This is a genomic window from Rhizobium sp. WW_1 (assembly GCF_003610155.1).
Lineage (GTDB): Bacteria > Pseudomonadota > Alphaproteobacteria > Rhizobiales > Rhizobiaceae > Rhizobium > Rhizobium tropici_A.
Genome location: NZ_RAIN01000003.1, coordinates 439,352 through 459,463, shown reverse-complemented (window position 1 = coordinate 459,463; position 20,112 = coordinate 439,352). Strand labels below are relative to the sequence as shown.

19 protein-coding genes are annotated in these 20,112 nt (G+C 60.8%); 8 read left to right on the top strand and 11 right to left on the bottom strand.

All coding sequences use genetic code 11. From position 1 onward, the window contains the following. Genes BJ928_RS12430 through BJ928_RS12420 form a run of 3 tightly spaced genes read right to left on the bottom strand, consistent with a single transcriptional unit; the run spans position 1 to position 4,494 of the window. Complete coding sequence (locus tag BJ928_RS12430) at positions 1–2,958, bottom strand: sarcosine oxidase subunit alpha family protein (RefSeq protein ID WP_047629293.1); 2,958 nt, start codon at positions 2,956–2,958, stop codon at positions 1–3. Continuing rightward, positions 2,955–3,230: a sarcosine oxidase subunit delta gene (locus BJ928_RS12425; protein WP_047629292.1), complete on the bottom strand. Its 276-nt coding sequence runs from the start codon at positions 3,228–3,230 to the stop codon at positions 2,955–2,957. The genes BJ928_RS12430 and BJ928_RS12425 overlap by 4 nt, the downstream gene beginning before the upstream one ends. A 13-nt stretch (positions 3,231–3,243) precedes the next feature. Continuing rightward, on the bottom strand, positions 3,244–4,494 hold the full coding sequence (locus BJ928_RS12420; RefSeq protein ID WP_047629290.1) for a sarcosine oxidase subunit beta family protein: 1,251 nt from the start codon (positions 4,492–4,494) through the stop codon (positions 3,244–3,246). 328 nt (positions 4,495–4,822) lie between these two features. Between BJ928_RS12420 and cysQ the strand changes: the two genes are divergently transcribed. Next, positions 4,823–5,617, top strand: coding sequence for a 3'(2'),5'-bisphosphate nucleotidase CysQ (gene cysQ, locus BJ928_RS12415; protein ID WP_047629288.1), 795 nt, complete (start codon positions 4,823–4,825; stop codon positions 5,615–5,617). Positions 5,618–5,919: 302 nt separating this feature from the next. Further along, positions 5,920–6,195: a DUF1153 domain-containing protein gene (locus tag BJ928_RS12410; RefSeq protein ID WP_004107124.1), complete on the top strand. Its 276-nt coding sequence runs from the start codon at positions 5,920–5,922 to the stop codon at positions 6,193–6,195. 94 nt (positions 6,196–6,289) lie between these two features. Here BJ928_RS12410 and BJ928_RS12405 read toward each other — a convergent pair whose 3' ends face one another. Continuing rightward, the gene (locus BJ928_RS12405; protein ID WP_047629557.1) at positions 6,290–6,760 is read right to left on the bottom strand and encodes a GNAT family N-acetyltransferase; all 471 of its coding nucleotides are present in this window, start codon (positions 6,758–6,760) and stop codon (positions 6,290–6,292) included. 169 nt (positions 6,761–6,929) lie between these two features. On the opposite strand from BJ928_RS12405, the gene BJ928_RS12400 reads away from it, so the two are divergent. Beyond that, positions 6,930–7,211 carry a GNAT family N-acetyltransferase gene (locus BJ928_RS12400; RefSeq protein ID WP_047629286.1) on the top strand — a complete coding sequence of 94 codons (282 nt, stop codon included), beginning with the start codon at positions 6,930–6,932 and terminating at the stop codon, positions 7,209–7,211. A gap of 220 nt (positions 7,212–7,431) precedes the next feature. On the opposite strand, the gene BJ928_RS12395 is transcribed toward BJ928_RS12400, so the two are convergent. Next, the gene (locus tag BJ928_RS12395; protein ID WP_047629284.1) at positions 7,432–7,788 is read right to left on the bottom strand and encodes a hypothetical protein; all 357 of its coding nucleotides are present in this window, start codon (positions 7,786–7,788) and stop codon (positions 7,432–7,434) included. 442 nt (positions 7,789–8,230) lie between these two features. Between BJ928_RS12395 and ctrA the strand changes: the two genes are divergently transcribed. Further along, positions 8,231–8,932: a cell cycle two-component system response regulator CtrA gene (gene ctrA / locus BJ928_RS12390; protein ID WP_004116994.1), complete on the top strand. Its 702-nt coding sequence runs from the start codon at positions 8,231–8,233 to the stop codon at positions 8,930–8,932. A 144-nt stretch (positions 8,933–9,076) separates the two neighbouring features. Here the strand turns inward: ctrA and BJ928_RS12385 are convergent, their stop codons facing one another. Then, on the bottom strand, positions 9,077–9,439 hold the full coding sequence (locus tag BJ928_RS12385; protein WP_047629281.1) for a response regulator: 363 nt from the start codon (positions 9,437–9,439) through the stop codon (positions 9,077–9,079). 206 nt (positions 9,440–9,645) lie between these two features. Next, entirely contained in the window at positions 9,646–10,293 is a 648-nt protein-coding gene (locus tag BJ928_RS12380) for a histidine phosphotransferase family protein (RefSeq protein ID WP_047629279.1), read from the bottom strand. Positions 10,294–10,591: 298 nt separating this feature from the next. Between BJ928_RS12380 and BJ928_RS12375 the strand changes: the two genes are divergently transcribed. After that, positions 10,592–11,203: an EipA family protein gene (locus BJ928_RS12375; protein WP_047629278.1), complete on the top strand. Its 612-nt coding sequence runs from the start codon at positions 10,592–10,594 to the stop codon at positions 11,201–11,203. Positions 11,204–11,389: 186 nt separating this feature from the next. Then, positions 11,390–12,601, top strand: coding sequence for a hypothetical protein (locus tag BJ928_RS12370; RefSeq protein ID WP_047629277.1), 1,212 nt, complete (start codon positions 11,390–11,392; stop codon positions 12,599–12,601). Between the two features lie 19 nt (positions 12,602–12,620). Here BJ928_RS12370 and BJ928_RS12365 read toward each other — a convergent pair whose 3' ends face one another. Further along, a complete protein-coding gene (locus BJ928_RS12365; protein ID WP_047629556.1) occupies positions 12,621–13,451 on the bottom strand; it encodes an RNA methyltransferase in 831 nt (276 codons plus the stop codon). 10 nt (positions 13,452–13,461) lie between these two features. Beyond that, a complete protein-coding gene (locus BJ928_RS12360) occupies positions 13,462–13,839 on the bottom strand; it encodes a hypothetical protein (protein WP_047629276.1) in 378 nt (125 codons plus the stop codon). Between the two features lie 51 nt (positions 13,840–13,890). On the opposite strand from BJ928_RS12360, the gene BJ928_RS12355 reads away from it, so the two are divergent. Both BJ928_RS12355 and rpoH read left to right on the top strand, forming a co-directional pair. Next, positions 13,891–14,916 (top strand): RluA family pseudouridine synthase, encoded by a 1,026-nt coding sequence (locus BJ928_RS12355; protein ID WP_047629273.1) that lies wholly within the window; start codon positions 13,891–13,893, stop codon positions 14,914–14,916. A 375-nt stretch (positions 14,917–15,291) separates the two neighbouring features. After that, positions 15,292–16,200 carry an RNA polymerase sigma factor RpoH gene (gene rpoH / locus BJ928_RS12350; RefSeq protein ID WP_047629272.1) on the top strand — a complete coding sequence of 303 codons (909 nt, stop codon included), beginning with the start codon at positions 15,292–15,294 and terminating at the stop codon, positions 16,198–16,200. An 85-nt stretch (positions 16,201–16,285) separates the two neighbouring features. On the opposite strand, the gene BJ928_RS12345 is transcribed toward rpoH, so the two are convergent. Together BJ928_RS12345 and BJ928_RS12340 are read right to left on the bottom strand one after the other, a co-directional pair. Beyond that, positions 16,286–18,697: a hypothetical protein gene (locus BJ928_RS12345; protein ID WP_047629271.1), complete on the bottom strand. Its 2,412-nt coding sequence runs from the start codon at positions 18,695–18,697 to the stop codon at positions 16,286–16,288. 61 nt (positions 18,698–18,758) lie between these two features. Beyond that, a complete protein-coding gene (locus BJ928_RS12340) occupies positions 18,759–20,054 on the bottom strand; it encodes an adenylosuccinate synthase (protein WP_047629269.1) in 1,296 nt (431 codons plus the stop codon). Between the last annotated feature and the right edge of the window lie 58 nt (positions 20,055–20,112).

Below are 20,112 nucleotides of genomic sequence, written 5' to 3'. Positions count from 1 at the left end.
TCACCCTTGAAGCTTCTTGTTGTCCGGATCGACGAAGACCGGGCTGCAGACTTCCGCCGCCACTTCCTCGCCGCGCAATCCGTCCCAGACCGTCACCCGCTCGCCGATCCGCTCCCGACCCGACTTCAGGAAAGCCAGCGCGATGGAATGACCGAGAGTGGGTGAGAAGCAGACCGAGGAAACATGCCCTTGATCGTTCACGGTCGAAGGCCGGGCACCTTCCTTCAAGATATGCGCACCCGCATGAATTTCCTTGGCTGTATCGATGGGCTTCAGGCCGACGAGCTGGCCGCGGTCCGCGGCCGTCAGGCCAAAGCGGGTCGAAAGCCTCTTGCCAATGAAATCCGGCTTCTGCGTCGACATCATGCGGCCGAGCCCGACATCGTCGGGCGTCGTGCGGCCATCCAGCTCGCTATGGGTGACATGCCCTTTCTCGATACGCAGCACGTTGAGGGCTTCGACGCCGTAGGGGCAGATGCCATGCGCCTTGCCGGCGTCCATGATCGCGTCGGCCACCGCCTCGCCATATCCGGCCGGAACTGCCAACTCGTAGGCCAGCTCGCCCGAGAAGGAGATGCGGAACAGACGGGCCCTCAGGCCCCCCTTCAGCATTACTTCGGCCGCACCAAGGAAGGGGAAGAACGCGTCGGAAATATCATCCTCGACGATCTGCTCCAGCACCAGCCGCGCCTTCGGACCGGCAATCGCCATCTGCGCCCATTGGTCGGACGAGGAGACGAAACGAACGTCGAGATGCGGCCATAGCGTCTGGGCTGAGAATTCCATGTGCGTCATCACCTCGCCGGCCATAGCCGTCGTGGTCGTCATGAAGAAATGATCCGGCGTCAGCCGGCTCGTCGTGCCGTCATCGAAGACCATGCCGTCCTCACGCAGCATCAAGCCGTAGCGCGCCTTGCCGATCGGCAGTTTCAGGAAGGCGTTGGAATAGAGACGGTTTAGAAACTCCGCCGCATCCTTGCCGAAGATCTCGATCTTGCCGAGCGTCGACACGTCGCAAATGCCGACATTGTTGCGGACGTTCAGCACTTCGCGGTCGACGCTGTCGCGCCAGCCTTTTTCGCCCGGCCGTGCGAACCACGACGAACGATACCAGAGGCCGGCCTCGACGAAGCTTGCGCCGTTCTTCTTCGCCCAGCCATGCAGCGGCGATTCCCGGACCGGCTGCGCGTGCTTGTCGCGCGCCGTGCCCGCCAGCGCGCCGAAGGAAACCGGCGTATAGAATGGGCGGAAGGTCGTGGTGCCGACGGCAGCCGGGCTGACGCCGCGCATGCCTGCGATGATGCCGGCAGCGTTGACATTGCCGAGCTTGCCCTGGTCCGTCGCCATGCCGCTCGTCGTGTAGCGCTTGGCATGTTCCACATGGCCGAAGCCTTCGCGCAGCGCGAGGCCCAGATCCTTGGCGTGGACGTCGTTCTGGAAATCGACGAACGCCTTGTCTTTGGCACCAGGCACATGCCAAATTGCCGCAAAGGACGGGTCGTATTCGCCTTCGACTTCAGGCAGATCGCTGGCATGAGCCACACGGCCCAGGCTCTCGACAACCAGCCGTGCCTTTTCCGCGCCATCGGCGAGGCAGCCCGAAACGCTCTCAATGCCCGCTGCAGAGCCAGCAATCTCCAGCTCGCCGCCGACAATCGGCGCCATGAAGGCCTGCTTTTCGTCCGACCACACCGGCTTGGCGCCGCGCTGGCAGGCAAGGTGGATGATCGGCGACCAGCCGCCCGACATGGCAAGCGCATCGCAGGCAATCAGCTCATCCAGCCCGCCGCGATCCGCGATGACGCCGCTGATGCGATGTTTGCCCTTGGTCGCATGCACGCTTGCTCCATGCACCACGCGGACGCCTTGAGGAGCAGCATCCGCCGATGCGGCTCGCGCATCGAGGATCGCTGAAATTTCGACGCCTGCGGCGGCGAGGTCGGCCGCAGTGCGATAGCCCGAGCCGCCATTGGTGAAGACCGCGACTTTCTGCCCGGCAACGACGCCGTAACGGTTGAGATAGCTGCGCATGGCGCCGGCAATCATCACGCCTGGACGATCGTTGCCGCCGAACACCAGCGGCCGCTCTTCTGCTCCCGAAGCGAGAATGGCCCGCTTGGCGGCAATGCGCCAAAGGCGCTCGATTGGAAGATCGGGCGATGGCATCGCCACGTGCTTCTGCACCTTCTCCACCGCGCCGAAGACATTGCCGTCATACCAGCCGAACACGGTCGTGCGCGGCATCAAGGTCACATTCTCGAAGCTCTGCAGCTCCTCAAGCGTCGCCTGGACGAAGACATCGGAGGAAGCACCGCCGATCGTCAGCTTTTCAGAAAGCAGGGAGCCGCCGAACCGAAAACCTTCGTCGGCCAGCACGACGCGCAAGCCCGCACGAGCAGCCGTCAGAGCCGCCATCAGGCCCGTCGGACCGGAGCCGATGACGAGCAGATCGCAATGCGCCCAGGCCTTTTCATAGCGGTCCGGATCGGCCTGCATGACCGCCCTGCCGAGACCTGCGGCGCGCCGGATGATCGGCTCGTAGACCTTCTCCCAGAAGGCAGCCGGCCACATGAAGGTCTTGTAGTAGAAGCCTGCGCCGAGGAAGGGCGAGAGCAAGCTGTTGACCGAGCCAAAATCGTGCTTCAGCGACGGCCAGCGGTTCTGGCTCACAGCCGCCATGCCCTGATAGAGCTCAGCGACGGTGGCACGCGTATTCGGCTCGGTGCGGCCATCCTTGCCGATGGTGACGAGCGCGTTGGGCTCGGCCGAACCCGCGGTCAGGATGCCGCGCGGCCGATGGTATTTGAAGCTGCGCCCGACCAGCAGCTGGTCGTTAGCGAGAAGAGCGGCGGCAAGCGTATCACCCTCCAGACCCTTCATCTCCTTGCCGTCAAACTGGAAGGAAAGCGGGCGGCTGCGATTGACGAGACCGCCGGTCGACAGACGATAAGCAGTCATCGTGCCGCCTCCTTCGCCTTGTCCTCGGCATCGACAACGGAAAAGACTTCATGCGTGACATTGCTGCGCTCGACGACCAGCCAGCGGCGACACCCCGCACCATGATGCCAATATTCCTGGATGCGGCCGCGCTCGTTGTCGCGAATGAAGACGTAACGGTTCCAGTCCTCATCCGGCGCGGATGGCGCGGGGCGAACGACGGATGCGCCGCGAATGGAGAATTCTTCCTTGGGTCGCACGCCGCAATGCGAGCAGTTGATCAAGCTTGCCATTGGTATTGTGCCCTCAATGCAGGTTCGGCTGCGGACCCTTGCCGCCTTCGTCAATCGCGAAGCCGCGCTCGAAACGGTCAAGACGCAGGAGGCGGCTGACGTCGTGGCTTTCGCCCTTGGCGATCAGATGCGCGAAGCAGAAGCCCGAGGCCGGCGTCGCTTTGAAGCCGCCATAGTTCCAGCCGCAGTTCAGATAAAGGTTCTCGATCGGGGTGCGATCGATGATCGGCGAGCCGTCCATGCTCATATCCATGACGCCGCCCCAGGCGCGCAGCACACGCACACGCGATAGGCCGGGGATGAGCGCCACCCCCTCCTCTATCGTATGTTCCACGGTGGCGAGATTGCCGCGCTGCGCATAGGAGCTGTAATAGTCGATATCCGCGCCGAAGACCAAACCGCCCTTGTCCGACTGCGAGATATAGAAGTGTCCCGCGCCGTAGGTGATGACATTGTCGATGACAGGCTTCAGACCTTCGGAAACGAATGCCTGCAGGACGTGCGTTTCGATCGGCAGCTCGAGATCAGCCATGTTGCCAAGGATCGATGTGTGGCCGGCGGCCGCGAGCGCCAGCTTGTTGCAGCCGATGAAGCCGCGATTGGTCTCGACGCCGGTGACGACACCGTTCTCGCGGCGGATGCCGATCACCTCGCATTGCTGGATGAGATCGACGCCACGGCTGTCGGCGCCGCGGGCATAACCCCAGGCGACCGCATCGTGTCGCGCCGTACCGCCGCGCCGCTGCAAGAGGCCGCCGAGGATCGGAAAGCGCGCATGGTCGAAATTCAGATAAGGCATCATCCGACGAACCTGCTCACGGTTGAGCAGTTCCGCATCGACGCCGTGCATGCGCATGGCATTGCCGCGCCGGGCATAGGCATCGCGCTGGCCGTCGGAATGGAACAGGTTGACGATGCCGCGCTGGGACACCATGGCGTTATAATTGAAATCCTGCTCCAGCCCTTCCCAGAGCTTCATCGAGAATTCGTAGAAAGGCTCGTTGCCGGGCAGCAGATAGTTGGAGCGGATGATCGTGGTGTTGCGCCCGACATTGCCGGAGCCGATGTAGCTCTTTTCGAGCACTGCGACGTTGGTGATGCCGAATTCCTTGGCGAGATAATAGGCCGTCGCCAGCCCGTGCCCGCCACCGCCGACGATAATCACGTCGTAATGTGGCTTTGGCTCCGGCGTCCGCCATACCGGCTGCCAATGACGATTGCCCGAAAACGCCTGTTTTAAAAGCTGATATGCCGAATAACGCATGCATTCATCCCGATGCTACCCGGCCGCACATTCGCACATGCAATAAAAACGACAAGTCCCGAAAGAGCGAAAAAGCTTCGCAAACAGGACATGATCTTTTCCAAATGCGCAGCGAAATGCTCTACGTGCCTTCAGGAGAAAGGGCAGTCGGCCCTCTGAGAACGTCGGCTGCGACAAAAGCCGTGCCGGCTTCTGTTGCTAAAGCCTCGTTCAAGCGTTAAGGCGAAGGAAATCCGGATATCAGAAGTCTAAACTTCGCAATCGCGGCTTCTTATATATAATGTCCGGAAAGTTGAGGCGCGGTAGGGCGCGGAAGACGAAGACGCAAATGCTTGCAACATTCGAAAAGGCGGCGCTCGAAGCAGGAAAGGCCATATTGGAGGTCTATCGTGCCGGCTACGCTGTTGCCTTGAAACAAGACATGAGCCCCGTCACGCTCGCCGATGAGCGCGCCGAGCACATCATTCTCCGACATCTCGAGCGCGATTTCCCTCATATCCCGGCGATTGCCGAGGAACAGGTGTCCGCCGGCAAAGTTCCGCATATCCACGGCGACGCCTTCTTTCTTGTCGATCCGCTTGACGGCACGCGCGAGTTCATCGAGCATCGCGACGAATTCACCGTCAATATCGCCTATGTCGAGGACGGCGTTCCCCTCATCGGCATCGTCTATGCACCGGCGCTCGGCGTCGCGTTTACCGGCGAACCCGGAAGGGCCCGCAAGTTGATCGTCGACGAACACTTTTCCGTCGCCGAACGGCGGAACATCGCCGTGCGTGAGCCTCCGGCAAAGTTGACGGCGCTTGCCAGCCGCTGCAACAGCAATGCGAAAACGGAAGGCTTTCTCCACGAGAATGCGGTTTCCGGCTGCACATCGATCGGCTCCTCGCTGAAATTCTGTCTGCTCGCCGAGGGCAAGGCCGATGTCTATCCGCGCTTTGGCCGCACGATGGAATGGGACACGGCCGCGGGTGACGCCGTGTTGCGGGCAGCGGGCGGCAAGACGGTCACGGTCGAAGGCGACCTTCTGACCTATGGCAAGACGGACCAGAACGACGATGCTGATTTTGCCAATCCCCACTTCATCTGCTGGGGCGGACAGAAGCACAGCGTTTCCGCGTAAGTCTATTTTCCTAAGTAAAAAGCAATTCCGATGCCGGGTCTTGCACCCGTAGACAGCCGGTGCAGCTATGGCATTTCGCGCTAAAAGCGTAAGTTCTTACTGACGAAAAATCATAGAGCAAGTGCAATTTCCCCTGAAATAACAGGGACTTTCGGCCATTTTATTCAGGCAGGACATCCGCAAATCAGCGGCGCGCCACATTCATTAAAATTATTAGCAAAGTCTTACCATGAGCTTAGGCAATTTTTAAATGTGGCAAGCTACAGTGCCACACGTGGTCTTGAGTGTGTGTAGAGAGTCCAATGACCGAAATGATACGTCCCCGAGTGAAGTATGTCATCGGCCCCGATGGCAGCCCGCTGACGATAGCAGATCTTCCGCCGCCGAATACGCGCCGCTGGGTCATTCGTCGTAAGGCAGAGGTTGTCGCCGCCGTGCGTGGTGGTCTGCTCAGCTTGGAAGAAGCCTGCGAACGTTATACGTTGACCGTCGAAGAGTTCCTCTCCTGGCAGTCGTCCATTAATACCCATGGCCTTGCTGGCCTCCGGACGACCCGCATACAGCAGTATCGCCACTGACAGCAGCGACAGTACCACCTTAATCTGATTGTGTGTTCGGGCCTCTTTTCCTGTAAAAGAGGCCCGAATTATTTGATGCCACACGCATAGAAGCTCACGCGTCTATCCCGATGATCTTTTCAAAGAACAGGCTTATCGGCGAGGGTCGATAGGAACCGAAAGGCGCCCTCTCCCCGTAACCCGCTTTCCGGTAAAGGGCCTGGCCTTCGGTATTTCTGATCCCGACCTCCATTCTGATCAAATGAATGCCGTTGGAGCGGGCATTCGTTTCGGCAGCTTCCAGGAGGGCCACGCCCGCTCCGAGCCCTCTGAACCTTTCACCCACGATCATGCGTTTCAATTCGGCGGCGCCATCGCCGCTATCGAAAAGAGCGCAGCATCCAACCGCTACCAGATCATCGCGACGCGCGACGAGGACGGAAATATGGGGTGCATCCAAGGCTTCCGCATCAAGCGACCGGCGGAATTCACCCGGATAGAGCCGCGCGGCAACCTGATCGGATTGCCGAAGAAGCGCTTCTATTTCCGCCTGCCGCGGACTCTCCCGTTGAACACAAAAGACCATTTTTCGCCTTGAGACATCGATGACCACACCGCCAACCCGAAGCTTCTCATAAAGCCATCGCATATCAAAATCGCTAGATAGAGAGACAATCCGTTAACAAACTCGACGGTTGGCAGATGACGGAGCACATGCAATCCTTGCCTAACGAGACGCCACAAGGGAGAAAATCATGGATATCCGCAACGAAAACAACGCATCCGGCGGACGCTACGTCGCAAGTGTCGAAGGCCATGAGGCGGAAATGACGTTCTCCCGCACCTCTGCGAAGCTGATCATCATCGATCATACCGGGGTGCCGGATGCGCTGCGCGGCAAGGGCGTCGGTCAAGCGCTGGCGCTTCATGCCGTCGAGGATGCACGTCGCGGCGGCTGGAAGATCATTCCGCTCTGCCCCTTCTTCAAGGCGCAGGCGCTGCGTCACGAGGACTGGCGCGACGTCGTCAATCTTTAGCACATTCTAAATTAATCGAGGCGTTAACCAGCTTCGTAAACGCAAATCCGTCTGCATGGCCGGATTGATCTTAAAAAGGCAAAAGCTGCGCATGGCCGGCCCCGTCACGGCCAGTCATGCGCAGCTTTCATGCGCCCTCACTCGTAACCCTCGCATTCCGAAGATGGACCCCGTATCGGAATGCGATGACGCGTCCGAGGGAGAAGACGGAATTGCGAAATCAGGCGCGTGCCCGCGCCGGACCCGAACCATCGCGCTCTTCGAGCGCCGCAGCCTTGGCATATTCGGCTTGCATTTCCTCAAGCGAATTTTCCAGTGCCTCTTCCTGAACCTGCAGTTCGCGGATCGACACCTGCAGGTTGTCCGCGCGCTGGCGGGCCGCCTTGGCAAACGTCGGATAGGCAAAGTGGTTTGGATCAGCGATACCAGACTTCTTCTCTTCGACGACGATCTGGCTTTCCAGTTCCTTCGTCATGCGGTCAAACTCCGCCATCATCATCTGCAACTGCTGCAGCTGACGACGTTTTTCGTTCACCTGAAACTCTTTCAGGCGAACAAGGCTCTCACGTGACTTCATACGCATTACTCCCGTGATGCGAGACCCCGGCTCTCGATATTCCCGCCCGCCGAACCGCTTTGAGACGGCTTGGTTAAAAAAATTTCCAGCGATCTTAATAAAAGCCTACCGCTGGTAACCTTTCGTTTACGGGCATCGTTAATGATAGGGGCAATGATTTAAGGCTCAGTAAATGTTGTGGTCGGAATTAGACATGTCGGCATTGATGAGTCGGATGAATCACTTGGCGTTGGTTCTTAATGCGATACTTTAGGAGTCGATTTCGCTGATTGTCGTTGGAAAACAGTGTAATGGAAAAATTATTTAATAAATTCGATACGACTTGCCAGAGTGAATCAGAATTTGTTAACCATTGCATGGCAGCTTCCAAATCAAGCAGTGATTTGATCGGTATCGCGTTCAGGGGGCTGACGACCTTTCGGCGGCGGTAAAGGGGACAATTATGCGGGTTCTACTCATTGAAGACGATAGCGCGACAGCGCAGAGCATCGAGCTGATGCTCAAATCCGAAAGCTTCAACGTCTATACCACCGACCTCGGTGAAGAAGGCGTCGATCTCGGAAAGCTCTACGACTACGACATCATCCTTCTCGATCTCAACCTTCCCGATATGTCCGGCTACGAAGTGCTGCGCACGCTGCGCCTCTCGAAGGTCAAGACGCCGATCCTCATCCTCTCCGGCATGGCTGGCATCGAGGACAAGGTTCGCGGCCTCGGCTTCGGCGCTGACGACTACATGACCAAGCCTTTCCACAAGGACGAGCTGGTCGCCCGCATTCACGCCATCGTCCGCCGTTCCAAGGGCCATGCCCAGTCCGTCATCATGACCGGCGAACTGATCGTCAACCTCGACGCCAAGACCGTCGAAGTCGGCGGCCAGCGCGTGCATCTGACCGGCAAGGAATATCAGATGCTGGAGCTGCTCTCGCTGCGCAAGGGCACGACGCTCACCAAGGAAATGTTCCTTAACCATCTCTACGGTGGCATGGACGAGCCGGAACTGAAGATCATCGACGTCTTCATCTGCAAGCTCCGCAAGAAGCTCGCCAACGCCGCGGGCGGCGCCAACTACATCGAAACCGTCTGGGGCCGCGGCTATGTGCTGCGCGAACCCGACAGCAACGATTTTGCCGAAAGCGCCTGAGCCAGCCGCCTCCCCCTTCACCGCCGAATACGCTCAAATCCCGCCTAAAAGGCGGGATTTTTATTTGAGTTTGCGGCTGCGGAACGCCCAAAATAATAGCCGCCTCAAGGGCGGCTATTTCTGCTTCGATCTGTCTCGTTGTAATCAGGCGGCAGCGGCGCGATTGCCGAATATGGCTGTGAGGATCTTGCGGTCGAACGGTTTCAGCAGGAAATCCGTGGCACCCGCGCGCTTTCCGGCCATCAGCTTGCGAAGATCGGCCTCAACGACGCAATAGTAGATCTTCACATCCTTGCCATTGGGCATGGCGCGAATGCTGGCGATAAGTTCCAGCGCTCCTTCCATACCGGCATCGACGATCAGATAGTCCGGGATTTCCGCCTGGCAGCGCATCAGCGCTTCGCTGGCATCCCCGGCTTCGCTCACGAGAAAATCCAGTTCGGACAGGATTCGTTTGCCGACCTTGCGTACGACATCCGATGTATCCGTAATCATGAACCGCTGCATGTGTGAGCTCCCTAGCATCAGCCGCCATTGTCAGAATGGCGACGTCAAATTGAAACGATAGGAGCAGCAAGCTAAGGATTCGTTACCGCTACATTATCAAATGCGCGGACAACCCCAAGATTGCACAGAAATTTCGATGTACGAAAAAATAAACCCGCAGCCGGGGCTCGGCTGCGGGTGAAAATGCGGAGCGGATCGCAGCCCGGTTATTGGGCAGCCATCGTCGCTACGAAGGTCAGTTCCTCCGGTGACGCATTATAGGAAAGCTCCATGCCGCTCTCGTCGGCGAGAAGAACCGTGTAGTAGGGCTGGATCGAGTGAGCGTCGACCGCCTCTTCCAGAGTGCCCGAGCAGATCTCGGCAAATCTTGGCGGTATGCGCATCAGCCGCCCCTTGGCGGTGATGGTGAACTTCGCGTCGAATTCCGGATTTTCGAGCGTCACTTCGATATTGCCCCCGCGCGGAATGGCGCCATAGGCAACGAGGAAGAGGTTAAGAAGCAGCTTGACGCGGTTCTTGGCGATAATGGCGCGTGGTCCGACCCAGCTGACCTCGGTCTTCTTCTCGGCAGCAGCGAAATCCTTGGCGGCCCGTTCAGCCTCGCCGGTGTCGATCGAAGCGCCGACCGAGCCGGAGGCGCCGAAGGCAAGGCGAGCAAATTTCAGGCGGACGGAAGCGTTGAGCGCGCTCGTGCGGATCAGATCCATCGCGTCGGCGTCGGCACCACCCTCGTCGAGCAGCTCCAGGCCATTGTTGATCGCCCCGACCGGCGAGATCACATCATGGCAAACGCGGCTGCACAGCAGCGCGGCCAGATCCGGTCCGGTCAGAGTGAGATTGGGATTTTTCGACATTCATTGTCTCCTGAATGCTGACAGGGCAAAGCGATGAGTTCCACCTTGCCACGGTAAGGTTGCCCGAGGGTTGTCGCAGCCAGTGTACCGCGCGCCATAATGACACCATATTTGGTAAACCGATTGTTAAGACCATCGACGCAAAATGCATTCATCACCATCAGACTCGTTCGCGCGCGAATCGTCCTGCGATGGAGGGGCGGAAAGTCTGAGATAAGGGACGTGCCGTGCTGGCGCATTCTTCCGAATGCGTAGCGCCTGCGTCCCGCGCACCGACCATGATGAACGGAAGACTTCCATGCGCTATGAATTCCTGAAGAGAATGCCAAGCCCCGGCACCAGAACGCTCGGCCTCGGCCTGATCCTGGCGATCGTCGCATTCGTGAGTTTCGCGTTGCCGGTCCGTCAAGCCGCCGCCGCGCCCAGCAATCAGTATTCGGCACAGGAAATCGTCGATGCCGGCCACTCGTTCTTCGGCTCCGCCAGTGGCGGCCTTGCCAAGGTGATCGAGCGGGCCTTCCAGCAATATGGCCTGCCGAACGGCTACATTCTCGGCCAGGAAGGCTCCGGTGCGTTCCTGGCTGGCCTGACCTACGGCGAAGGTCAATTGAACACCAAGAACGCCGGCGAGCATCCGCTCTATTGGCAGGGCCCGTCGCTCGGCTTCGACTACGGCGGCCAGGGCACCCGCGTCATGATGCTGGTCTACGACCTGCCGAGCATCAACAGCGTCTACACCCGCTTCGGCGGCGTCAGCGGCCAGGCCTTCGTCGTTGCCGGCTTCGGCATGACGGTCCTCAAGAACAATAACATCGTGCTCGTTCCGATCCGCACCGGCCTCGGTGCGCGCCTCGGCGTCAACATGGGTTATCTGAAGGTTACGCCGAACCCGACCTGGAACCCCTTCTGAGCTCTTATTCCGATACAAACTCCCAAGCAGCGCAGCTTTCGGCCCGCCTCGACTGCGGGCCTTTTCTTTCCGCAGGTCCGGTTCGCGCCGATAAACCATATCCGCGTTAAACGCTTGCCCGTATGGCTAACCCATGATTAATCATTTTATCGACATCGAAGATAACTCCAGGATACTGGCCGCGTCGTGATTCAATTTGCTCTCTTGTTCGGATTGGGCTTTCTGACGGCCGCTCTACTGGTCTTTCTCATCGCGCCGGCAATCCATCGTCGCATCGTCTGGTTCACCGAGAAGCGCCTGAAGGCGACCATGCCGCTGAGCCCGCAGGAAGTGCGCGCGCAAAAGGACATGGCCCGTGCCCTCTTCGCGGCCGAAAACGCCCGGACAGAGCACGCCCTGACGCAGGAACGCGACAAGACCGTCGCACTGCAGATCCATAACGGCAAGCTTCAGCAGGAGGCGAGCCGCCTATCGGCCGGAGGCGCGGAACTGCAGACGCGCATCGACGATCTGGAGGTGGAAGCAGGCGAACTGCGATCGCGCCTGCGCCACGAGGAAAGCTATATCAGCCAGCTCAAATCGAGCATCCATACAGCCGAGCAGGCAAGCGCCGAAAAGGAAGCCGATATCGACGGGCTGCGCAAGCGCATGACGAAGATGGGCGCGGACGCGGACAATCTCCGGATCGACCTCGCCACGCGCGAAACCGAAATCGAAAGCCTGAAGCTGCGCATCAGCACATTGCGGGACGAACGCGACACGCTGCGCAAGGATCTAAACGCGGCAGGCCTGCGCGCCGCGGATGCCGAACAATCGCTGCGCCAGGAAAGCGACAAGAACAAGCGGCTCGAGGAGCGGCTCGATCGCGAAATCGCCGGCAGCGCCGACAAGGAAACGGCGATCGAGCGTCACACTCAGGACGTCATTCGCCTGCGGGAGCGGCTGGAGGCCGCCGTCAAGGAGTCGAAGGAAGCCGGTAAGGCGCTTCGAGCCGCCGGGATCACACCGCCGAAAAAGACGGCAAGATCGCCAAAGCTCGCTGCCGCATCGATCATTGCCGGCGGCAGCGGCGAGCAAGGGACCATCACCGAGCCGCCGCAGGTGACGGAACCGCAACGAACAGTGGAAGACGAAATCGCCCAGATGACGGAAGAAGTTCGCAACCGGGCGGCCGCCCTATCGGACCGCCTGCTGAAAGCTCGCACGCCTGCGCATGACGACGCCGTGCGCGAGGAAATCGCCAAGATCGCCGCCAACATGGTTGCCCTGACGGCACTCAAGGAAGGCGACGGCTCGCCGATCTTCGATCTGCTGCCGAAGGATCGAGATCCCGCCACACCCGGCGCCCGCATCAGCCTCGCCGACCGCGTCGCCGCCATATTGCCGAAGCATCTCTGAACACCGGGGCCGGCATGTCCTAGATGCGCCCATTCTTTGCAGCCATCTCGAAAAGGGCAATGCCGCTCGCGGTCGCCACATTGAGGCTGTCCAATCCGGGCGCCTGCGGAATCCGCACGCTACCGAAGGCGGAAAGAATATTTGCCGGCAAGCCGTCCCCTTCCGTGCCGACGACAAGCGCCATGCGCTCCGAAGCCGGCACCTCGCGAATGTCGACGTTGCCGCGCGGCGACAGGCTCCAGATCGCAAAGCCACGTTCGGCAAGCGCCGCAAGCAGTTCGACATCGCTCAATTGCCGACGATAGGGCACGGTCAGGATGGAACCGACCGAAACCCGCAAGGCCTTGCGATAGAGCGGATCGCAGCAGCTTTCGTCCAGCAGTACCGCAGCCGCGCCGAAGGCCGCAGCATTGCGAAACATCGAGCCCATATTGTCGTGATTGGAAATGCCGCAGCCGGCAAGCACCAGCGCCTGCTTCGGGAGGCGATCCAGAAAGGCGCCGACGCCGTCTTCCGCCATTCTGCGCCCCAGCGCTAGGACGCCCCGATGCAGATGGAAGCCGACGATGCCATCAAGCACCTCGGCATCGGCGACATAGATCGGGATATCGGCGGGAAAGCTCTCGATGATATCGCCCAGTCCCGCGACGCGGTTCTTGAGCAGCAGCACCTTTTCGGCGGCAAAATCGCCGCCCGATGCGTGCGCGCCCGTCAGCAGCCGCAGCACGACCGTCCCTTCCGCTATGAAACGGCTGTCACGGCCGGTAAGATCGCGCTCGCGGATATTGCGGAACTCAGCGATGCGCGGATCGTCGGGATGCGTGATCTCGATCAGCCGCCCGCCCGTCATCGTCACGCCGTCAGTTCGACAGCGATATGGTCGACACGATGCGGCCGACGCTGTAGTCGAAAACGATCGCCTGACGCTGACCGCTGGCAAGCGTGCCGTAAAACAGCACCTGATTGCCCGACAGCGCCGTGGACTGAACCGTGAAGCCCGCCGGCAGCAAAGCTGTCACAGCAACGGGAGCATCGGACGGAATGCCTGATGCCGCCTGCCCCGCCGGCTTTGCCGGTTGTTTCATCGTCTTATAGACAACGGCGCCGAAGACGGCCATAAGGCTCACCACCATGACGGCCGCAGAGACGATCTGTAGGCGGATCATCTTGCGTCGGACTTTCTCCAGGGCCGGATCGAGGGGCTTTTCCTCTTGATCGTCTGGCTCGAGATTCGTCATCGATGCGTCCTTGTTTCCTGAAGAGCGCTTCACGCGCTGGAGAAAATACGTTTGAGCGACCCCTTTAAAGAAGCCGCGAGCAATAGAAAAGTCCTAACCGCCGATGAAAATGCCGAAGGACGGCTCGATTCATGGCTGACGGCCGAGATTGGCGAGGAATTTTCCCGCAGCCGCGTGCAAGGCCTCATCAAGGAAGGCGCGGTTCTGCTCAACAATGCACCGGTGACGGACGCCAAGCGGAAGGTGCGCCCCGGTGACGTCTACGAGATCACGCTACCCGAGCCGGAAGACCCGACGCCGCAGGGCGAGGATATCCCGCTCGACGTGCTTTATGAGGACGATGACGTCATCGTCATATCCAAGCCCGCCGGGCTGGTCGTCCACCCCGCCGCCGGCAACTGGACCGGGACCTTGGTCAATGCGCTGATCCATCATTGCGGCGACAGCCTTTCCGGCATTGGCGGCGTCCGCCGCCCCGGCATCGTTCACCGGCTGGACAAGGATACGACCGGCGTGATGGTCGTCGCCAAGAACGACATTGCTCATCGACATCTCTCGCAGCAGTTCGCCGACCACGGCCGCACCACCTCACTCGAGCGCGCCTACCAGGCGATCGTCTGGGGTCGCCCGCGCCAGCTTATCGGCACGATCGACGCACCCCTCGGCCGTTCGAGCAGCGACCGCACGCGCCGCGCCGTCAAGCGCCCGGATTCAAACGATGCCGATGAGGCGATCACGCATTACGAGGTGCTGGAGCGCTTCCACGAGGGACAGGACGCGATAGCGCTTGCCTCACTGATCGAATGCCACCTGGAAACCGGCCGCACCCATCAGATCCGCGTGCATATGGCCCATATCGGCCACCCGCTGCTGGGCGACGCCGTCTATGGCGGCGGCTTCAAAACCAAGGCCAATCTCCTGCCCGATGCCGCCAAGGCGGCTGTCGGCCGCTTTACGCGCCAGGCCCTGCATGCCTACATGCTGCAATTCGAGCATCCCCGCACCGGCGAGGTCATGCACTTCGAGGCGCCGCTGCCCGACGATATGGAAGAACTGGTGGACGCGCTGCGCGGGTAGACCGCAGATAAGGCTCGCAGTGCCACCGCTGGACGCCCGTCGCCTACCGCTCTATAATACCAGCCATGAAGGACCGAAGTCCGAGCGCCAGTGCTGACCGAAAACGCAACCGCGTTTGGGAGGCCGATATGATTTTATCATATGGTGCTGGACCTTTCGGGAGGGTAATCCCAGGGGCGCGATCCCGGCGAGACTTGCGGTCACGCTGCCATAACACTTGCGTGACCACCTCCTTGAATCACCATTTCGCCGTACTTATCTTTACATTGGTTAAGTGCGGGGTCCTAGGACCCGTACGCCTTGGTCCGCTTCGCAGAAGGCGCGCAGAATACGCCCCCAGAAGGAACCAAATCTCGAATAGGAGGGTGCACAATCATGGCCCGTAATACCTTACCGTCCATCGCAGCCGGAGAAGCCGGCCTCAATCGTTATCTGGACGAGATCCGCAAGTTCCCGATGTTGGAACCGCAGGAAGAGTACATGCTCGCCAAGCGCTATGCGGAACATGCCGACCGTCAGGCCGCGCACAAGCTCGTCACCAGCCATCTGCGCCTCGTGGCGAAGATCGCCATGGGCTATCGCGGCTACGGTCTGCCGATCGGCGAAGTCGTATCGGAAGGCAATGTCGGCCTGATGCAGGCCGTGAAGAAGTTCGATCCGGAACGCGGTTTCCGTTTAGCAACATACGCCATGTGGTGGATCAAGGCCTCGATCCAGGAATACATCCTGCGTTCGTGGTCGCTGGTAAAGATGGGTACGACTGCCAACCAGAAGCGCCTGTTCTTTAACCTGCGCCGCCTGAAGGGCCGTATCCAGGCCATCGATGACGGCGATCTGAAGCCGGAGCATGTCACCGAGATCGCCACCAAGCTGAACGTCTCGGAAGAGGAGGTCATTTCGATGAACCGCCGCCTTTCCGGCGACGCTTCGCTGAATGCGCCGATCAAGGCTTCCGAAGGCGATTCCGGCCAGTGGCAGGATTGGCTTGTCGATGATCACGACAGCCAGGAAGACGTGCTGATCGAGCAGGACGAGCTCGACACCCGCCGCCGCATGCTGGCCCGCGCCATGGGCGTTCTGAACGATCGCGAGCGTCGTATCTTCGAGGCACGCCGCCTCTCCGACGAGCCGGTGACACTGGAAGATCTCTCGGCCGAATTCGACATCAGCCGTGAGCGTGTGCGCCAGATCGAGGTTCGCGCCTTCGAGAAGGTTCAGGAAGCCGTGCAGAAGGATGCGCTGGAACGCGCCAAGGCGCTCCGCGTCGTCGAAGCGACGGCGTAACGTTTCCTGCCCGGCAGGTTGAGGCGATAAAAAGAAAGGCGGGCCAAAAGCCCGCCTTTTCCACATCCATCGATTTTAGAAACGCTTACTGGCCGCTCGAAGCGACGCCGCCAAGCGCCTGCCACTCCGCAATCGCCTTGTTGAAGGCATCCGTGCCGGTCGGGCCCTTCTCCATCGTCAGCAAGGCGCGGCGGCCATTGCGATAGACGACCGGGATATCGATCCAGTTGCGGTTCTTCAGAAGATCGAGATTGGTCTTGCGCGCATCCGGGAAATCATTGAGCGCGACCATGTAGACATCATCGGTGACCTTGGCCGGCACCGCGATCAACGCATCGCCTCGATCCTGCTCGGTCGCCTTCAAGGCAACGCGCTGCACATTGTCGATCGCCCCGCCTTCGAAGTTCGGCGGCACCTGGAAGGCGAGCTCGATCAGATGGCTGGCGGGCAGCGAGGAGTCCGAATTCCGCGAAACGGTGATCGTCGCCGTCAGACCACGATCCGGAACGGTAATGAGACCCTGAACCGAAGGCTCCGGCCGACCGTCAGCCCCCTTGCCTTCCTGCAGCGACCAGGTGACCGTGCCTTGAAAAGCCGTCGGCGACGTCTGACCGAGACGCTCCTCATAGAGGAAAACCTTCTGCCCGTCGGTTACTGGCGCCGTCTGCTGCGTCACCGGCGGCGGCTGATTGGCGGCGGCCTGTTGCTGCTGTGGCGGGTTGGCGGCGGGCGTCTGCTGCTGGCTTGCAGAAGCAGGTGGCGTGTTCGGCGCTGCAGTCGCCGGTGTCTGGGTCGGGGTCTGCGAAGCAGGAGCGCCGGCATTGTTGGCGGCCGGCGGCGTTGTCGTAGCGGCGGCCGGCGCAGCAGAGGCAACGTTCTGCTCCGCCACGGACTTGCCTTCGACGACTCCAGGCTGACCGTTCGGAGCCGGCCCCTCGTCCTCTTCGGTACCGTTGGCGAGAAGGCGCTGCGTGAACTTCGTATTGACCGTATTCGGGTCGCTCGTCAAAGCCGCGACATCCGTGTTGCCGGCGCCGGCCGGCTGCTGAGCCGCCGTGCTGCTCTGCTGCGGCGCGGCCGCTTGCTGGGCGGGAGCAGCAGCATTGCCGTTGGTCGCGGCATTATTGCTTGCGGTATTCGACGTTGCCGGAGCCGCCGCGTTTTTCGGCGCGGAGCTGACGAGCTTCGTCACCATGTTGTTGAGCTCGCCGCGGTTTACCCAGGCTGCATAGCCGCCGCCACCGACGACGCCAAGACCGACAAGCGTGACGATGATGCCGGTCACATTGATGCGGCGGCGTTTCGGTTCCATGCGGAAGCTGCGGCCCTGCAGCTTCGCGGCCATCGCCTGATCGAGATCGGGCGGGACGGCAGGGCCGCCGCCACGGTCGTCTTCGGCGCGCTTGTCGAAACCGGCAAGTTCCTTGAGCTCGCGCCAGCCGTCATTGGCGCTATCCGCCTCGGCCGCCGGCTTGCGCGACGGATGCACATCCGCAAAGAGATCGACGTCGTCGAAGGCATTTTCCGGCATCTGCCGCGCAGGCTGCTGGACCGGCTTGGAAGTGGCCGGCGCAGGCTGCATCTCCTCGAAAACGTCAGCATCCCAGGCAAAGCCCGTGTTGCTGGCGGCTGCCTTCGTGTTCACAAGCCCTTCGACGGGCCGCCCGAACGGCGCTTCCGCAAACGCGGCAGCCGGCATGACCGGCTCGTTGAGATAGGAAACGGGCGCGGCCGGCGCAGCATGAGACGCCGGTGCATCGACCTCAGCCCAAATCTGTTCGACCTGGCTTATGACGTCGTCGGCCGGCTTCGGCGGCACACGCGGTGCGGGCTCAGGCTCGGCAGCAGCCGCCGGCAGCTCTTCGGCATAGTGCTGCGGTTCTTCGTAATGGCTCTGCGGTTCTTCGTGATAAACCGGCTCTACGGTCGGTTCTTCGTGAAGCTCAGCATGGTGCTCCGCGCCCACGTGTGCCGCTGCAGGAGCATAAGGCTCCTCTTCGTGCTGCGGCTCGCGCCACTCGTCTACCGCCTGGTGCTGGTGCTCATGCGCATGATCCGGCTCTACGTGCCCAGCCGGCTCTTCATAGGCATATTGCTCGTGGTCAGCCTGCGCGGCACTCTGTTCATGGTGGGCATGAACCTCGGCAGGCGCTGGTGCCGGCTCCTCCACATGCGGCTCGGCATAAGCGTGCTCGTCCACATGATGGCTCTCGACAGGCTCGGGAGCCGTCTCCTCATGCACCACGGGCTCTTCGGCAACCGCGGCCTCCTCGCCTCCGGGCAGTGCCTCTGCATGTTCGGCCTCGACCTCGACGATCGCGGCTTCAAGCTTGTCGAGCTGACGGCGGAGCATTTCCTCGGGCGGGCGCGGCTTCATGCTCTCGAGCTGCCGTTGCACGGCACCACGAGCTCGATCGTAAACCTTAACCCGCATCTCGGGAGTATTTTCCGTCAGGCCGTCAACGGCCCGTCGAATAACTGCTACAAAATCCGCCATCAGCACTTTCTCATGATGCCCGGCATGCAGCCAGGCCGGGATTCGTCATAGGTTCGCGACTTTAGCCCTCAAAGGGGTCAGTCACAAGTATGGTGTCCTCGCGCTCCGGACTGGTCGAAAGCATCGCCACCGGCGCACCGATCAGTTCTTCCACCTGACGCACATACTTGATCGCCTGGGCAGGCAAATCCGCCCATTTGCGGGCACCGACGGTCGATTCCTTCCAGCCCTCGAGCGTGATGTAGATCGGCTCGACGCGGGCCTGTGCCGCCTGGCTTGCGGGCAGGTAATCGATTTCCTTGCCGTCGAGCGTGTAGCCGACGCAGATCTTCAGCTCGTCGAGGCCATCGAGCACGTCGAGCTTGGTGAGCGCAATGCCCGTGATGCCCGAGGTCTTCACGGTCTGGCGAACCAGCACGGCATCGAACCAGCCGCAGCGACGCGGACGGCCGGTATTGACGCCGACCTCGCGGCCGACGGTCGACAGATGCTTACCGATCTCGTCATGCAGTTCGCAGGGGAACGGTCCCTCGCCGACGCGGGTCGTATAGGCCTTGGTGATCCCGAGCACATAGCCGAGCGCCGTCGGACCGAGGCCTGAGCCGGCAGCTGCCTGACCGGCGACCGTGTTGGAGGACGTCACGAAAGGATAGGTGCCGTGGTCGTTGTCCAGCAGCGCGCCCTGCGCTCCTTCGAAGAGGATGCGGGCGCCCGCCTTGCGCTGCTCTTCGAGCAACCGCCAGACTTGGTCGATATAGGGCAGGATGTGTTCGGCAACCGAAGTGAGTTCCTGATGCAGGGAATCGAAGGAGATTTCGGCGACGCCCATGCCGCGGCGCAGTGCATTGTGATGGGTCAGAAGCCGGTCGATCTTGGCCGGCAGCGTTTCCGGTTCGGTCAGGTCGATGACGCGAATGGCGCGGCGGCCGACCTTGTCTTCGTAGGCCGGGCCGATGCCGCGGCGCGTCGTGCCGATCTTCGTGCCGCTGTTGGAAGCGGCGTCCTCGCGCATGGCGTCAAGATCGCGGTGCAGCGACAGGATCAGCGGCGCGTTCTCGGCGATACGCAGCACATCGGGCGTAACGGCAATGCCCTGGGCACGCAGCTTGTCGACTTCGGCGACGAAATGATGGGGATCGACGACGACGCCGTTGCCGATGACGCTGAGCTTGCCGCGCACGAGGCCAGAGGGCAGCAGCGCGAGCTTATAGCTCACACCATCGACGACGAGCGTATGACCGGCATTATGACCGCCCTGAAAGCGTACAATCACATCGGCGCGTTCCGAAAGCCAGTCGACAATTTTGCCCTTGCCTTCGTCACCCCATTGCGAGCCGATCACTACAACGTTCGTCATTTATCCATTCCCGCTTCCTGCGCGCAGCAGCGCGCCTTGCTCAAACCCGCGCATCTAT

Excerpts from the sequence above, each read along its gene's own strand:
- cysQ (WP_047629288.1), top strand. The coding sequence starts at position 4,823 with ATGCTTGCAACATTCGAAAAGGCGGCGCTCGAAGCAGGAAAGGCCATA.
- BJ928_RS12360 (WP_047629276.1), bottom strand. The coding sequence starts at position 13,839 with ATGACGAATCTCGAGCCAGACGATCAAGAGGAAAAGCCCCTCGATCCG.
- BJ928_RS12420 (WP_047629290.1), bottom strand. The coding sequence starts at position 4,494 with ATGCGTTATTCGGCATATCAGCTTTTAAAACAGGCGTTTTCGGGCAAT.
- BJ928_RS12410 (WP_004107124.1), top strand. The coding sequence starts at position 5,920 with ATGACCGAAATGATACGTCCCCGAGTGAAGTATGTCATCGGCCCCGAT.
- BJ928_RS12395 (WP_047629284.1), bottom strand. The coding sequence starts at position 7,788 with ATGAAGTCACGTGAGAGCCTTGTTCGCCTGAAAGAGTTTCAGGTGAAC.
- BJ928_RS12385 (WP_047629281.1), bottom strand. The coding sequence starts at position 9,439 with ATGCAGCGGTTCATGATTACGGATACATCGGATGTCGTACGCAAGGTC.
- BJ928_RS12375 (WP_047629278.1), top strand. The coding sequence starts at position 10,592 with ATGCGCTATGAATTCCTGAAGAGAATGCCAAGCCCCGGCACCAGAACG.
- BJ928_RS12405 (WP_047629557.1), bottom strand. The coding sequence starts at position 6,760 with ATGGTCTTTTGTGTTCAACGGGAGAGTCCGCGGCAGGCGGAAATAGAA.
- ctrA (WP_004116994.1), top strand. The coding sequence starts at position 8,231 with ATGCGGGTTCTACTCATTGAAGACGATAGCGCGACAGCGCAGAGCATC.
- BJ928_RS12425 (WP_047629292.1), bottom strand. The coding sequence starts at position 3,230 with ATGGCAAGCTTGATCAACTGCTCGCATTGCGGCGTGCGACCCAAGGAA.
- BJ928_RS12365 (WP_047629556.1), bottom strand. The coding sequence starts at position 13,451 with ATGACGGGCGGGCGGCTGATCGAGATCACGCATCCCGACGATCCGCGC.
- BJ928_RS12430 (WP_047629293.1), bottom strand. The coding sequence starts at position 2,958 with ATGACTGCTTATCGTCTGTCGACCGGCGGTCTCGTCAATCGCAGCCGC.
- BJ928_RS12345 (WP_047629271.1), bottom strand. The coding sequence starts at position 18,697 with ATGGCGGATTTTGTAGCAGTTATTCGACGGGCCGTTGACGGCCTGACG.
- BJ928_RS12400 (WP_047629286.1), top strand. The coding sequence starts at position 6,930 with ATGGATATCCGCAACGAAAACAACGCATCCGGCGGACGCTACGTCGCA.
- BJ928_RS12380 (WP_047629279.1), bottom strand. The coding sequence starts at position 10,293 with ATGTCGAAAAATCCCAATCTCACTCTGACCGGACCGGATCTGGCCGCG.
- rpoH (WP_047629272.1), top strand. The coding sequence starts at position 15,292 with ATGGCCCGTAATACCTTACCGTCCATCGCAGCCGGAGAAGCCGGCCTC.
- BJ928_RS12340 (WP_047629269.1), bottom strand. The coding sequence starts at position 20,054 with ATGACGAACGTTGTAGTGATCGGCTCGCAATGGGGTGACGAAGGCAAG.